Origin of the sequence: Mycobacterium sp. SMC-2, from assembly GCF_025263485.1 — a bacterium.
Classification (GTDB): domain Bacteria; phylum Actinomycetota; class Actinomycetes; order Mycobacteriales; family Mycobacteriaceae; genus Mycobacterium.
This window is the reverse complement of the sequence record NZ_CP079863.1, coordinates 2,301,784-2,315,925: the sequence shown is the minus strand read 5'-3', so window position 1 is coordinate 2,315,925 and position 14,142 is coordinate 2,301,784. Positions and strand designations below refer to the sequence as shown.

The following is a 14,142-nucleotide window of genomic DNA, read 5'->3' as shown; positions in this document are numbered from 1 at the left end:
TTTTATGAGACGCAACCACTCGAAGAGGGGTATCCATGAGCACTGTTTCGGCCTATGCCGCCACGTCGGCGACCGAACCGCTAACCAAGACCACCATCACCCGCCGCGAGCCCGGCCCGCACGACGTGGCGATCGACATCAAGTTCGCCGGAATCTGCCACTCCGACATCCACACCGCCAAAGGCGAATGGGGCACCCCGAATTACCCCGTGGTCGTGGGCCACGAGATCGCCGGCGTGGTGCGCGAGGTCGGCCCCGAGGTCACCAAGCACAAGGTCGGCGACCACGTCGGCGTGGGCTGCATGGTGAACTCCTGCGGTCGGTGTAGCAGTTGCCAGGCCGGGCTCGAGCAGTACTGCAAGCCGGGCGCGACCTTCACCTACAACTCCATCGACAAAGACGGCACGGTGACGCAGGGCGGCTACAGCCGGGCCATCGTCGTCGACGAGAACTTCGTCGTGCGCATCCCCGACTCCCTGCCGCTGGACAAGGCGGCGCCGCTGCTGTGCGCCGGCATCACACTGTTCTCGCCGCTGCGGCACTGGAAGGCCGGCGAGGGCACCCGGCTGGCGATCATCGGCCTGGGCGGCCTGGGACACATGGGTGTCAAGCTGGGCGCGGCGATGGGCGCCGAGGTGACCGTGCTGTCGCAGTCGCTGAAGAAGATGGAAGACGGGCTGCGGCTGGGCGCCAAGCACTACTACGCCACCTCCGACCCCGACACCTTCAAGAAGTTGCGCGGCAGCTTCGACCTGATGCTGAACACGGTTTCGGCGAACCTGGAGCTCAACGACTACCTGAGCCTGCTCGACGTCGACGGCACCCTCGTCGAATTGGGCATCCCCGAGCACCCCATGGAGGTGGGCGCCTTCCCGCTGGCGTTGGCGCGGCGCAGCCTGTCGGGGTCGAACATCGGCGGGATCGCCGAAACCCAGGAGATGCTGGACTTCTGCGCCGAACACGATGTGACGCCCGAAATCGAGCTGATCGAGCCGGATTACATCAACGAGGCCTACGAGCGCGTGCTGGCGAGCGACGTTCGCTACCGTTTCGTCATCGACATCTCGAAGCTATGAGGCGACCTCTGACGGTGCGTCGGGCGAGCGGGCGATTGCTTCGGCTGCCTCCGCGTGCTCGTCGTCGGGCACTACCTCGCTGACGTCGATGCCGGCCAGCGGCCATCCGGCCGCTGCCAACGTGGCGGCCACCCGGGCGATGTTTTCCCTGCCGGCGTCGAATTGCGTCATGTCGGAGATGAATTCGGCGATCTCGTCGCGATCGATCGGGTGGCCGACCGTCTCCGGTGACCCTTCCTTGGCGGTGATCTGGCGCACCACCTCCCGGATCTGGTCTTCGCTCAGCGGTGTGCTGCGGAGCAGGGCCATCAGCGGCACGCGGTCCGGGCCGGGAACGCCGTTCGGGTAGCCGACCTGCAGCCACCGGATCACCGAACGGCAGAAATGGTGGCGGTGATCCTTCTCAGGGGACGCGGGTTTCGTCACCAGAACAGTGTCGGGTAGTGGCGGCACCCGCGCTAGCGAGCCGTCGCTCCCTGCCCACAATTCATATGCCGTTCATGGCCCGAACATGTCCGGGTTTGTCGGCCCTGATCCCTACCATCGAGGCGTGCTCACGGCGCTCGTCGTCATCCCATTGGCCTGCGGGCTGTTCGCCGGCGTCGCCGAGCGCAGCCTCGGGGCGGGGTTTGTGGCGTTCTATCTCGTGCTGCTGGCCGAGGTCCTCATCGGATGGGCGACCAGACGCCAGTGGCCGCGCGGCGGCCGCGCCGACGCCACCATGCGCGCGATCGACGCGATGGACGGGGTGGCGTTCGAGGGCTATGTGGCGGCGCGCCTGCGCCGGGCGGGCTGGCGGGTCAAGTTCACCCCGCCGGTCGGGGACTACGGCGTCGACCTGATCGCCGAGAAGGGCGGCCACTCGGTGGCGGTCCAGTGCAAGCGCTACGGGAAATCGGTGGGTGTCGCGGCCGTCCAGCAGGTGGTCTCCGGCGCCCGCCACCATGGCTGCACCAGGAGCATCGTGGTGAGCAACCGGGAATTCACCAGGGCCGCAAAGCAATTGGCGAACACTCACGGCTGCCAGTTGATCGGTCGCAGAGTCCTGCAGGCCTGGGTGCCACCGCCCGCGGCAAGCGTTGAAAATCCCGCGGGAAGAAAAGCGGCCCGGCCGGTGTCTGAACAGAAGATCGGGCCGGCCCCAGTCCCTCCCCCCCGACGGTGCGGCCGGCCCGATTCTCAAAACTTCTAGAAGTCCCAGTCCTCGTCCTCGGTGACGACGGCCTTGCCGATCACGTACGACGAGCCCGAGCCGGAGAAGAAGTCGTGGTTCTCGTCGGCGTTGGGCGAAAGCGCCGACAGGATCGCCGGGTTCACGTCTGTCTCGTCGCGCGGGAACAGCGCCTCGTAGCCGAGGTTCATCAGCGCCTTGTTCGCGTTGTAGCGCAGGAACTTCTTGACGTCCTCGGTCAGCCCGACCTGGTCGTAGAGGTCCTGGGTGTATTCCACCTCGTTGTCGTAGAGCTCGAACAGCAGCTCGTAGGTGTAGTCCTTGAGCTCGGCGCGCTTGGCGTCGTCGACCAGCGCCAGGCCGCGCTGGTACTTGTAGCCGATGTAGTAGCCGTGCACGGCCTCGTCGCGGATGATCAGCCGGATCATGTCGGCGGTGTTGGTCAGCTTGGCCCGACTCGACCAGTACATCGGCAGGTAGAACCCGGAGTAGAACAGGAAGCTTTCCAGCAGCGTGGAGGCCACCTTGCGCTTGAGCGGCTCGTCGCCGCGGTAGTACTGCAGGACGATCTCGGCCTTGCGCTGCAGGTTGGGGTTCTCCTCCGACCAGCGGAACGCGTCGTCGATCTCGGCGGTCGAGCACAGCGTGGAGAAGATGTTGCTGTAGCTGCGGGCGTGCACCGACTCCATGAAGGCGATGTTGGTCAACACGGCCTCTTCGTGCGGGGTGAGCGCGTCGGGAATCAGGCTGACCGCCCCCACCGTGCCCTGGATGGTGTCGAGCAGCGTCAGGCCGGTGAACACCCGCATGGTCAGTTCCTTCTCGCCGGCCGTCAGCGTCGCCCACGACGGAAGGTCGTTGGACACCGGCACCTTCTCGGGCAGCCAGAAATTTCCGGTCAGCCGGTCCCAGACCTCGGCGTCCTTTTCGTCCTGCAGCCGGTTCCAGTTGATCGCCGAAACGCGGTCAATCAGCTTCATGTTCTCGGTCACCAGAACCCCACTTCACACGCAGTTTTTTAGGAGGAACGTCAGGCTTCAAACACTACCCCTGGTGTCTGACGACGGGCCGGAACACAAGAGCTTGTGTTTTGCGTGTCGTGCCCGTATGCGGCGTTCGGTCTCGCTCCCTCAATTATTGCGCCCGCTATCCAAGACCGCCACGCAACATGTACCATTTGGTACATGTTTACCGAAGACAGTATCGAGATCGATGCGCCGCCCCAGCTCGTCTGGGATGTCTTCAGCGAGGTCGAGCGCTGGCCCGAGTGGACCGCCTCGGTGACTTCGCTGGTCGGACGGGACGGGCCCGCGCTCGAGGTCGGCAGGCGGTTCACGATCAAGCAGCCCGGCATGTCGAAGCTGGTCTGGAAGGTCACCGAGATCGATCCGGGCACCTCCTGGACCTGGGTGCAACGCTCCCCCGGCGTGAACGTCACCGCTCGCCACTATGTGACCGCCCGGCCCGGCGGCGGCACGCTTGTGCGCCAGGAACTCGATCAGCGCGGCGTGCTCGGCGCGCTGGTCGGCCGGCTGATGGTCAACAAGACCAAGCGATTCCTCAAACTCGAGGCTCAAGGACTCAAGGCCCGGTCGGAGCAACTCAGCCGCGCCAATGGCGCGCACCCCTGATTCCGAACGGCGCCACGAACTACTGCAGGCGCTGTTCGACGAGTTCGCCGCGAACGGCATCGGCAACCGTTCGCTCCGCGATGTCGCCGCCGCTGTCGGAACCAGTCATCGGATGTTGTTGCACCACTTCGGTTCTCGAGAAGATTTGCTGATTGCGATCGTCGAGGAGGCCGAGCGACGCCAGATGGCTTTGGTGCCCGGGCTGCCTGAGGATCCGGCCGAAGGCTTCGCCGCGATGTGGGCCGACCTTCGTCGCCCCGAACTACGGCAGTTGGAGCGGCTTTTCTTCGAGTGCTATTCGCGCGCGGCGCAGGGCGAAAAACCGTTCACGCGAATGATTCCCGGCGCGGTCGACGGCTGGCTGCGCGAGGTCGAGTCAGCCGCCGCCGGCGTCCCCTACGACGGCGCGATGGCCAGGCTCGGGCTGGCCGTCACCCGCGGCCTGCTGCTGGACCTGGTGGCCACCGAAGACGAGGCCGGGGTGGATGCGGCCGCAAAAGCCTTCGCGGACCTGTTAGGCGGACACCGCGCGACGGTTGGCGCGTGACCCGGTGCCGACCCCGAAGAACTGGTACTCCTCGGGCTTGACCGCACGGGTCGCCCGCCAGTACTCCCAGGTGTAGCCGCCCCACAGCACGGTGTTCTTGCCGTGCTCGTCGAGGTACCAGCTGCTGCAGCCGCCGGTGTTCCACACCGACTGCGACAGCCGGCGTTGCAGCTCGTCATTGAATCGGTCCTGGGCCTCGCGCGTCGGCGCCAGCGCCTGCGCGCCCAGCTTGTCGCACGTCGCGATCGCGTCGGCGACGTAGTGGATCTGCGATTCGATCATGAACACCACGGAGTTGTGGCCGAGCCCGGTGTTGGGTCCCAGCAGGAAGAAGAGGTTGGGCACGTCGGCCACGGTGATGCCGCGATGAGCGCCGATGCCCTCGCGGTTCCAGCGGTCGACCAGGTCCTCGCCGTGCCGCCCCTTGATCTGGACGTAGGTGTAGGAGTCGGTGACGTGGAAGCCGGTGGCGTAGACGATCACGTCCACCTTGCGCTCGCGGCCGTCGGCGGTGACGATCCCATCCCGCGTGATGCGGCTGATGCCCTCGGTGATCAGCTGGGTCTTGGGGTCCGCGACCGCGCCGTAATACGTGGAGGAGTTCAGGATTCGCTTGCACCCGATGCGGTAGTGCGGGGTCAGCTTGCGGCGCAGCTCGCGGTCCTTCACCGAGCGGCGAATGTTGTACTTACAGTAGGCCTCGATGAACTTCAGCGCGTTCGGCCGCTTGGTCATGCCGATGGCCAGCGCCTCTTGTCCCCAATAGAGCGCGAGACGCACCAGCGCCCGCAGGCCCGGGACGTTCGCCATGGCCCGGCGCACCGCCACGGGAATCTCGGGGTTGGAGCGCGGCACCACCCACGGCGGCGTGCGTTGGTAGAGCTGAAGTTCGGCGACCTGCCCGACGATCTCGGGGACAATCTGGATCGCGCTGGCACCGGTGCCGATGATCGCCACCCGCTTGCCGGCCAGATCGACGCTGTGGTCCCACTCCGCCGAATGGAAAGCGGGACCGGCGAATTCGTCGCGACCTTCGATGTCGGGCAAGGACGGGATGTGCAGCGCGCCCGCGCCGGAGATCAGGAACTGGGCGACGTACTCGCGGCCGTCGGCGGTGAACACGTGCCACCGGTTCTCGTCGTCGTCCCAGTGACCGCGATCCACCAGCGAGTTGAACACCATGTAGCGGCGCAACCCGTATTTGTCCGTGACCCCCCTGAGGTAGTCCCAGATCTCGGGCTGGAAGGAGAACGGGTTCTTCCAGTCCGGCTTGGGCTCGAACGAGAACGAGTACAGGTGCGACGGGATGTCGCAGGCGCAGCCGGGGTAGCTGTTGTCCCGCCAGGTGCCCCCGACGTCGTCGGCCTTCTCCAGGATGACGAAGTCCACTCCCTGCTTCTGCAGTGCGATCGCCATGCCGATACCGGAGAAACCGGTCCCGATGATGAGGGCCCGGGTGTGCACCGGTTCGTGCGCCTGAGTCGGCTCGACGTGTGTCATGGCTTCGGTCACGGTGGATCGGTCTTCCTGTTAGTTCCCGGCAAATACCCAGTACCCAGGGTATCGGATGGGGCGAACGTTATCGAGGCCGGCGGTTCAGCGCCGCGGTGGCTCAGCTCGCCGCGGGGTTGCTGGGTACCACGCTGTGAACAGGTTGATCGGGGTCCATCGTGATGCCGAGCACCTCGGCGGTGCCGACGATGACCCCGACCATGATGGTCGTCAGATGCGCGACGAACTGGTCGTGCGGCATGCGGCGCGCGCTTTGCGGGTCGGGGCCCAGCCACCATTCGGTGGCCGACGCGGCCGAACCGAAGGCCGCATGCGCGGCCAGCTCGAACGCCGCGTGGTCGAGCTCCATTTCGCGCAGCTCGTTGTCGAACATGTCGGCCATCGCCAACGTGATCCCGCGGCCCTCGTTGAGGATCTGGGGGCTCGCCGCCGAGCGGCCCTGAATGAAGAGCCGCAACACGTTCGGGTGCTGGTCGACGAGGTTGACGTACTCGTCTACGGCGCGCCGGATCACCTCGCGGGCGGAGTCGGTCTTCAGATCGATGGACGGGAAGATCGCCGCCCAGAGCATGTCGCGCAGCCGCTCCCCGATGGCCTGGAACAAATCCGACTTGTCGTGGAAATGCCGGTAGATCTTCGGCTTGGCGGTGCCGGCCTCCTCGGCGATCTCGCGCACGCTGAGCTCGGGCCCCAGGCGGTCGATGGCGCGGAAGGCCGCATCCACGATTTCGCCGCGCACCTTCTTGCGGTGTTCGCGCCAGCGTTCGCTGCGCGCGTCGACCTTGACCCCGGGCTTCACGCTGGGGTGGGGTGGTCGGGGGATTCTCACCACATCAAGCACCATACCGCGCCGCCGCCGCTGACCTGGGCAGACTCAAAGCTGCACGGCTCGCCGAGCGTGAACCGGTTGCGAAAACGGGGCGTCAAAGTCGCAATGGCTTCACGTTCGGCGACAAGATTCACAGCATGCAGGACACGCAGCCCTCGACCTCGGTGCCCTCCAAGGCCATCTGCCGCAGCCGGATGTAGTAGAGCGTCTTGATGCCCTTGCGCCAGGCGTAGATCTGCGCTTTGTTCACATCGCGGGTGGTGGCGGTGTCCTTGAAGAACAGCGTCAGACTTAGCCCCTGGTCCACGTGCTGGGTGGCCGCGGCGTAGGTGTCGATGACCTTCTCGTAGCCGATCTCGTAGGCGTCCTGGAAGTACTCCAGGTTGTCGTTGGTCATGTAGGGCGCCGGGTAGTAGACGCGGCCGATCTTGCCTTCCTTGCGGATCTCGACCTTGCTGGCGATCGGGTGGATCGAGCTGGTCGAGTGGTTGATGTAGGAGATCGACCCCGTCGGCGGCACGGCCTGCAGGTTCTGGTTGTAGATGCCGTGCGCCTGCACCGACTCCTTCAGCCGCTTCCAGTCATCCTGGGTCGGGATCTGAATCCCCGCGTCGGCGAAGAGCTGACGCACCTTGTCCGTCTGCGGCTCCCACACCTGATCGGTGTATTTGTCGAAGAACTCCCCGGAGGCGTACTTCGAGCGCTCGAAACCGCCGAACGCCTTACCCCGTTCGATCGCAATGCGATTCGACGCCCGCAGCGCGTGATAGAGCACGCAGTAGAAGTAGATGTTGGTGAAGTCGATGCCTTCCTCGGACCCGTAGAAGATGCGCTCCCGGGCGAGGTAGCCGTGCAGGTTCATCTGCCCCAGCCCGATCGCGTGGGATTCGTTGTTGCCCTGCTCGATTGAGGGCACCGACGTGATGTGGGTCTGGTCGCTCACCGCGGTCAGCGCGCGGATCGCCACCTCGATCGTCTGCGCGAAGTCCGGCGAGTCCATGGCCTTGGCGATGTTCAGCGAGCCGAGGTTGCACGAAATGTCCTTGCCCACCTTCGAATACGACAGATCATCGTTGAACAGCGACGGCGTGGACACCTGAAGGATCTCCGAGCACAGGTTCGAGTGGGTGATCTTGCCCTCGATCGGGTTGGCCCGGTTCACCGTGTCCTCGAACATGATGTAGGGGTAGCCGGACTCGAACTGCAGCTCGGCCAGCGTCTGGAAGAACTCCCGCGCCTTGATCTTCGTCTTGCGGATGCGCGCGTCGTCGACCATCTCGTAGTACTTCTCGGTCACCGAGATGTCGGCGAACGGCACGCCGTAGACCCGCTCGACGTCATACGGCGAGAACAGGTACATGTCCTCGTTCTTCTTGGCCAGCTCGAAGGTGATGTCGGGAATCACCACGCCCAGGCTCAGCGTCTTGATCCGGATCTTCTCGTCGGCGTTCTCCCGCTTGGTGTCCAGGAAGCGGTAGATGTCGGGGTGATGCGCGTGCAGGTACACCGCGCCGGCGCCCTGGCGGGCACCCAGCTGGTTGGCGTAGGAGAACGAGTCCTCGAGCAACTTCATGATCGGGATGACGCCCGAGGACTGGTTCTCGATGTTCTTGATCGGCGCGCCGTGCTCGCGAATGTTGGTCAGCAGCAACGCAACTCCACCGCCGCGCTTGGACAGCTGCAGCGCGGAGTTGATCGATCGCCCGATCGACTCCATGTTGTCCTCGATGCGCAGCAAAAAGCAGCTCACCGGTTCGCCGCGCTGCTTTTTGCCCGAATTCAAGAACGTCGGGGTTGCGGGCTGGAACCGCCCGTCGATGATCTCGTCGACCAACTTCTCGGCCAGTCCGGTATCGCCGGCGGCCAGGGTCAGCGCCACCATGACCACGCGGTCCTCGAAGCGCTCCAGGTAGCGCTTACCGTCGAACGTCTTCAGCGTGTAAGAGGTGTAGTACTTGAACGCGCCCAGGAACGTCGGGAACCGGAACTTCTTGGCGTAGGCGCGGTCCAGCAGCGACTTGACGAAGTTGCGCGAGTACTGGTCGAGAACCTCACGCTCGTAGTAGTTCTCGCGGATCAGGTAGTCGAGCTTCTCGTCCTGATTGTGGAAGAAGACAGTGTTCTGGTTGACGTGCTGCAGGAAGTATTCGCGCGCCGCCAGCACGTCCTTGTCGAACTGAATCTTGCCGTCCGCATCATACAGATTCAGCATGGCGTTCAGCGCGTGGTAATCCGTTTCCCCGGGCAGCGCGTGGGGGCCGGCGGTTACCGGTTCTGCAGTGACGGTTGGAGGCACGTCTGTTCCTTCCAGAATTCAGCTAAGCCCGCACGGACGGCATCCACGTCGTCCGGGGTTCCCATGAGTTCGAAGCGGTAAAGGTACGGAACGCCGCACTTGCGGGAAACCACGTTGCCCGCGTAGGCGAATTCGGGACCGAAGTTGTTGTTGCCCGCGGCGATGACGCCGCGGATCAACGACCGATTGTGCTCGTCGTTCAAAAAGGCGATGACCTGCTTGGGGACGTAGCCACCGGCATTGAGGTCCGGGGTGGCCCGGCCCCCGCCGTACGTGGGCAGTACCAGCACGTACGGCTCGTCGACCTGGATACGCCCATGCAGCGGTATCCGCGCGGCGGGAACACCCAGCTTCTGCACGAAGCGGTGGGTGTTCTCCGACACGGAGGAGAAATACACCAGGTTGCGCGAGTGCACCGCAACCTCCTTCTTACCTGACGTCCGTCTACGCGATGAGCGCCGATTCCGCGAGCGCCTTGATGCGGTCCGGCCGGAAACCCGACCAGTGGTCGTCGCCCGCCACCACCACGGGGGCCTGCAAGTAACCCAGCGCCATCACGTAGTCGCGCGCCTCGTTGTCCAGCGTGATGTCGACCTTCTCGTAGCCGATGCCCTGCTTGTCCAGGGCCTTGAACGTGGCGCTGCACTGCACGCATGCCGGCTTGGTGTACACCGTGATGCTCATGGAAGCCGCTCCTTTGCGGAAGGTGGGACTTATTACGAACTGGCAACTACTCGGGTACTACGTCTTCGCTGTGTTTCAGCGGCCCGCCAAGCCCCCACATTCCCGTCCTGCGGCCGCCGGGGTCCAATGACCTGGTGAGCCGATTTCGGGTGGTGAACCAGGCCCCGGTCGGCCTGGTGAACCTGGGATCTGCCGGTGCTCGAAACACTACACCTAGTGGCTGACAAGATGTCGAGATACAACATGTTCGGAATAACATTTCTGAAATTCGCTGGTCGTGGGGCCTGTGCGCGACACACCCGCGGCGTGTCGCAGGTCACATTCTTCGACGCGGCCGTCCATGCGAATCGTTGTATCACCGGGCACCGACAACTCCCTCGATGCGACCGGCCCAGCCCACCACTAGCAAAGCCGCCAGCAAGGGCTGGCGGCTTCTGCCATTCCGCTACGGCAAACCTCGCTGGTCGCCCGCCGATCGGCTTGTTGACTTCTGCCAATCAGCCGATTTCGGCGGCCAGCTTGCCCACGACGTCGCGCACGTTCGCCGAGACCTCGGCGTGCTCCGCCGGGGCCTTGCCCTCCAGAGTTTTGAACGGCACCGAGAGCTTGATCGACTCCACCACGCGTGCGCCGGCGATCGCGAACGACTTACGGGTTTCGTCGTGCGCCCATACCCCGCCGTACTGGCCGAAGGACCCCCCGATGACCGCCAGCGGCTTGCCCTGCAGCGCGCCGTTGCCGAACGGGCGGGACAGCCAGTCGATCGCGTTCTTGATGACGGCTGGGATGCTGCCGTTGTATTCCGGGGTGACCACCAGCGCGGCGTCGGCCTCGGCCCCCGCGGCGCGCAGCGCGGCCACCGGAGCCGGCAGCGCAGCGTCGGGGCTCATCGCGTCGTCGATCTCCTCGTTGTAGAACGGCAGCTCCGCCAGCCCTTCGAACACCGTGACGGTGACGCCGTCGGGGGCGACCTCCGCCGCCAGCTCGGCGATCTGGCGATTGATCGACGCCGCGCGCAGGCTCCCCACCAGAACCAGAATTTTGATGCTGTCCGCCACCGTTCCGTTCCCTTCATTGGTTGTGTTGACCCTCGCACGTCCCAATCGGACTGTAGTCCGGATTTATTCCTGCCGCGTTAAAGTACAGGGGTGAGCAGTGTCGAGCGGTTGGGCGAACTGCCCATCTGCGCGCCGGAAGCGCCCCAGCCAGAGCGGGGCGACGCGGCGCGTAACCGGGCGCTGCTCTTGGACGCGGCCCGCTGCCTGGTCGCCAAGCGCGGCGCGGACGCGGTCACCATGGACGACGTCGCCGCCGCGGCCGGCGTGGGCAAGGGCACGTTGTTTCGCCGGTTCGGCAGCCGCGCCGGCCTGATGACGGTGCTGCTCGACGAGGACGAGCGGGCCATCCAGCAAGCCTTCCTGTTCGGGCCGCCGCCGCTGGGCCCCGACGCTCCCCCGCTGGACCGGCTGGTGGCGTTCGGCCGCGAGCGGATCCGGTTCGCCCACACCCATCACGCGCTGTTGTCGGCGGCCCACCGCGACCCGCACAGCCGCTACGGCCCGCCGGCCACGGTAATGCGCACGCACGTGCGGGTGCTGTTGCAATCGGCGCGCACGACCGGCGATCTGGACGCCCAGACCGACGCCCTGCTCGCCCTGCTCGACACCGACTATGTGGAGCACAAGCTCAACGACGGGGGGTACACCTTGGACACGTTGGGCGACGCATGGGAAAGCCTGGCCCGCAAGCTTTGTGGGCGGTGACGCCCTGATGGTCGCGCCGACGCCCAGCTGGATATTGCACGTCGACCTCGATCAGTTTCTGGCGTCGGTGGAGTTGCGGCGCCGCCCCGAGCTGGCCGGGCTGCCGGTCATCGTCGGCGGCAACGGCGATCCGACCGAACCGCGCAAGGTGGTCACCTGCGCCTCCTATGAGGCCAGGGAGTTCGGCGTGCACGCCGGCATGCCGCTGCGGGCCGCCGCGCGCCGCTGCCCGGAGGCGACGTTTCTGCCGTCGGACGCCGCCGCCTACGACGCGGCGTCCGAACAGGTGATGGGGTTGCTCCGCGACCTGGGGCACCCGGTCGAGGTGTGGGGCTGGGACGAGGCGTACGTCGGGGTGGAGGGGGCCGATCCGACCGAGGTGGCCGAAGAGATCCGCACCGTCATCTCGTCGGAAACCGGGCTGTCCTGCTCGATCGGGATCAGCGACAACAAGCAGCGCGCCAAGGTCGCAACCGGATTCGCCAAACCGGCGGGCATCTTCACGCTCACCGATGCGAACTGGATGACCCTGATGGCGGACCGTCCGGTCGACGTGCTCTGGGGTGTCGGCCCCAAGACGGCGAAAAAGCTTGCGGCCCTGGGGATAACGACGGTACGCGAACTCGCCCACGCCGATGCCGAGCTGCTGACGTCCACCTTCGGCCCGCGCACCGGCCTGTGGTTGTTGCTGCTGGCGAAGGGCGGCGGCGGCACCGGCGTCAGCGCCGAGCCGTGGATCCCACGATCCCGCAGCCACGTCGTCACCTTCGCGCGCGACCTCACCGATCGCGTCGAAATAGATTCTGCCATAACACAATTGGCCGAACGGGCACTGGCGGACGTGGTGGCGTCGGGCCGGATCGTGACGCGGGTCGCGGTCACCGTGCGAATGGCGACGTTCTACACCCGCACCAAGATCCGCAAGTTGGAGGCGCCCACCACCGATCGCAACACGATCGTCGCCGCGGCGCTGCGCGTCCTGGATCTATTCGAGCTCGACCGCCCGATCCGGCTGCTCGGGGTGCGCCTCGAGCTGGCCATGCCGGGCTAGCGGCGCCGGGGCGGGCCGCAGCGCTCGCGTGAACAGCACGTTGACCTGACGCATGGCCACGCTGTAGGGCCACCAGGCCAGCCGCTTGAACGCGTACAGCGCCCGGATGTCCGCCGAGGTGTAGATCAGGTAGCGGTTCTTGGCCACCCCGGAAAGGATCTTCTGGGCCGCCCTCTCCGGCGAGACGGCGTGGCCGCTGAAGCGGTTCACCCAACGGGCGACCTTGGGATCTTCGCGGTCCACGCCGGCGATCTCGACGGTCTGGACCAGCGGGGTGTTGACCGCGCCCGGCACCACCACCGACACCCCGATGCGGTGCCGGGCCAGGTCGAAGCGCAGCACCTCCGACAGGCCGCGCAAGCCGTACTTGCTGGCGCTGTAGGCGGCGTGCCACGGGAGCGCGACCAACCCGGCCGCCGACGACACGTTGACCAGGTGCCCGCCGTTGCGGGCCGCCACCATCGGCGGGACGAACGTTTCGATGACGTGGATCGGACCCATCAGGTTGATCGCGATCATCTTGCTCCACTGCTCGTGGGTCAGCCGGTCGACGGTGCCCCAGGCCGACACTCCGGCGATGTTGAGCACGATGTCCATGCTCGGGTGGTCGCGATGGATGTCGGCGGCGAACCGCGCCACCTCGTCGTAGTCGGCGACGTCGAAGGCCCGATGCTCGGGCACCCGCGCGCCCAGCGCGCGCGCGTCGGCCACGGTCAACTCGAGACCATCGCGGTGGCGGTCGGTCAGATACAGCTCGGCGCCCTGTGCGGCCAGCCGCAACGCGGTGGCGCGGCCGATGCCGCTGGCCGCGCCCGTGACCAGACACCGTTTGCCTGCGTAATACCCCTGCTGCCCCATTGCGGTGACGATACCGGCGGTAACGCCCTAGGGGTGCCCGCCCCACAGCGCGTGCAGCCACAACCGCTCGAGCACGCGCACGCGGCGGTCGCGATCGCTGTCGCGGCCGGCCAGGATGGGATCGCCGGTCAGCATCAGCGCGGTGGTACCGGCCAGGGTTCGGATCAGTGTCGGCAGGTCGTCGCTGATGGGGTTGGCGGTCCCGGCCTGCATCTCGGCCTCGACGATGGAGACGATCTGACCCAGCACCACCTCGAATTGTTGATCCATGAGGTTACGGATCTCGACGTCGGTGTTGCGGGCCTCGTTGCAGGCGGTCATCACTGGGTCGTTGTGCGCATAGACGGCCGCCGCGCTGCCGACCATGCGTTTTGCGAACTGCTCCGGCGACTCGCCCGGCTGGCGTGGGGCGAAATCCTGGGTGAGCTCTTCGAGTTCCCGGGCGGCCTCGGCCATCAGCTGGGCGAGCACGGCGTACTTGGAGTCGAAGTAGAAGTAGAAGCCGGAGCGGGCCACCCCGGCGCGGAGGCTGATGGTGCTGACCGACAGCTCCGCGAATGGCTTCTCCTGCAGCAGTTCCCGCACCGCCTGCAGGATGGCCTGGCGCTGTTTGTCGCCGCGCCGCTGCCCGCCCGACTCGCCAGTGGCGGGGTGGCTGCTCATTCCCTGACCTTGCACCACGCCGGGAAAAAAGCAAACTTGACAGCCGTCAAGTTTTTTCCGA

Annotated in this window: 16 protein-coding genes; 6 read left to right on the top strand and 10 right to left on the bottom strand. The window is 65.9% G+C overall.

Annotation, left to right across the window (positions count from 1 at the left end; translation table 11 throughout):
• Positions 1–35 precede the first annotated feature (35 nt).
• Positions 36–1,076, top strand: a complete 1,041-nt coding sequence (locus tag KXD96_RS11060) for an NAD(P)-dependent alcohol dehydrogenase (RefSeq protein ID WP_260744592.1) — start codon at positions 36–38, stop codon at positions 1,074–1,076.
• Here KXD96_RS11060 and KXD96_RS11055 read toward each other — a convergent pair.
• Complete coding sequence (locus KXD96_RS11055; protein ID WP_260744591.1) at positions 1,071–1,502, bottom strand: DUF3349 domain-containing protein; 432 nt, start codon at positions 1,500–1,502, stop codon at positions 1,071–1,073. The two genes, KXD96_RS11060 and KXD96_RS11055, sit on opposite strands and share 6 nt — an antisense overlap.
• Before the next feature lie 124 nt (positions 1,503–1,626).
• On the opposite strand from KXD96_RS11055, the gene KXD96_RS11050 reads away from it, so the two are divergent.
• Positions 1,627–2,268, top strand: a complete 642-nt coding sequence (locus tag KXD96_RS11050; RefSeq protein WP_260744590.1) for a restriction endonuclease — start codon at positions 1,627–1,629, stop codon at positions 2,266–2,268.
• Here the strand turns inward: KXD96_RS11050 and nrdF are convergent.
• Positions 2,265–3,239, bottom strand: a complete 975-nt coding sequence (gene nrdF / locus KXD96_RS11045; protein WP_260744589.1) for a class 1b ribonucleoside-diphosphate reductase subunit beta — start codon at positions 3,237–3,239, stop codon at positions 2,265–2,267. The genes KXD96_RS11050 and nrdF overlap by 4 nt on opposite strands.
• 192 nt (positions 3,240–3,431) lie before the next feature.
• On the opposite strand from nrdF, the gene KXD96_RS11040 reads away from it, so the two are divergent.
• Entirely contained in the window at positions 3,432–3,878 is a 447-nt protein-coding gene (locus tag KXD96_RS11040; protein WP_260744588.1) for an SRPBCC family protein, read from the top strand.
• Entirely contained in the window at positions 3,862–4,425 is a 564-nt protein-coding gene (locus tag KXD96_RS11035; protein ID WP_260744587.1) for a TetR/AcrR family transcriptional regulator, read from the top strand. Before KXD96_RS11040 ends, KXD96_RS11035 begins: the two co-directional genes overlap by 17 nt.
• On the opposite strand, the gene KXD96_RS11030 is transcribed toward KXD96_RS11035, so the two are convergent.
• The 6 genes from KXD96_RS11030 to KXD96_RS11005 all read right to left on the bottom strand — a co-directional run bounded on the left by KXD96_RS11030 (position 4,393) and on the right by KXD96_RS11005 (position 10,804).
• Positions 4,393–5,925, bottom strand: coding sequence for an NAD(P)/FAD-dependent oxidoreductase (locus KXD96_RS11030; protein ID WP_260745322.1), 1,533 nt, complete (start codon positions 5,923–5,925; stop codon positions 4,393–4,395). The genes KXD96_RS11035 and KXD96_RS11030 overlap by 33 nt on opposite strands.
• A gap of 112 nt (positions 5,926–6,037) precedes the next feature.
• Positions 6,038–6,769 carry a TetR/AcrR family transcriptional regulator gene (locus KXD96_RS11025; RefSeq protein WP_260744586.1) on the bottom strand — a complete coding sequence of 244 codons (732 nt, stop codon included), beginning with the start codon at positions 6,767–6,769 and terminating at the stop codon, positions 6,038–6,040.
• Between the two features lie 127 nt (positions 6,770–6,896).
• Positions 6,897–9,062 carry a class 1b ribonucleoside-diphosphate reductase subunit alpha gene (gene nrdE, locus KXD96_RS11020; protein WP_260744585.1) on the bottom strand — a complete coding sequence of 722 codons (2,166 nt, stop codon included), beginning with the start codon at positions 9,060–9,062 and terminating at the stop codon, positions 6,897–6,899.
• Positions 9,032–9,478, bottom strand: coding sequence for a class Ib ribonucleoside-diphosphate reductase assembly flavoprotein NrdI (gene nrdI / locus KXD96_RS11015; protein WP_260744584.1), 447 nt, complete (start codon positions 9,476–9,478; stop codon positions 9,032–9,034). The genes nrdE and nrdI overlap by 31 nt, the downstream gene beginning before the upstream one ends.
• Before the next feature lie 28 nt (positions 9,479–9,506).
• Positions 9,507–9,746, bottom strand: a complete 240-nt coding sequence (locus tag KXD96_RS11010; RefSeq protein ID WP_260744583.1) for a redoxin NrdH — start codon at positions 9,744–9,746, stop codon at positions 9,507–9,509.
• Positions 9,747–10,243: 497 nt separating this feature from the next.
• Positions 10,244–10,804 (bottom strand): NAD(P)H-dependent oxidoreductase, encoded by a 561-nt coding sequence (locus KXD96_RS11005; protein ID WP_260744582.1) that lies wholly within the window; start codon positions 10,802–10,804, stop codon positions 10,244–10,246.
• 90 nt (positions 10,805–10,894) lie between these two features.
• Here KXD96_RS11005 and KXD96_RS11000 point away from each other — a divergent pair, with 90 nt between their 5' ends.
• A complete protein-coding gene (locus KXD96_RS11000) occupies positions 10,895–11,509 on the top strand; it encodes a TetR/AcrR family transcriptional regulator (protein ID WP_260744581.1) in 615 nt (204 codons plus the stop codon).
• A 7-nt stretch (positions 11,510–11,516) separates the two neighbouring features.
• Positions 11,517–12,560 carry a DNA polymerase IV gene (locus tag KXD96_RS10995; RefSeq protein WP_260744580.1) on the top strand — a complete coding sequence of 348 codons (1,044 nt, stop codon included), beginning with the start codon at positions 11,517–11,519 and terminating at the stop codon, positions 12,558–12,560.
• Here KXD96_RS10995 and KXD96_RS10990 read toward each other — a convergent pair.
• Positions 12,495–13,418 (bottom strand): SDR family oxidoreductase, encoded by a 924-nt coding sequence (locus tag KXD96_RS10990; RefSeq protein WP_260744579.1) that lies wholly within the window; start codon positions 13,416–13,418, stop codon positions 12,495–12,497. The two genes, KXD96_RS10995 and KXD96_RS10990, sit on opposite strands and share 66 nt — an antisense overlap.
• Positions 13,419–13,445: 27 nt before the next feature.
• Positions 13,446–14,081 (bottom strand): TetR/AcrR family transcriptional regulator, encoded by a 636-nt coding sequence (locus tag KXD96_RS10985; RefSeq protein WP_260744578.1) that lies wholly within the window; start codon positions 14,079–14,081, stop codon positions 13,446–13,448.
• Positions 14,082–14,142 lie beyond the last annotated feature (61 nt).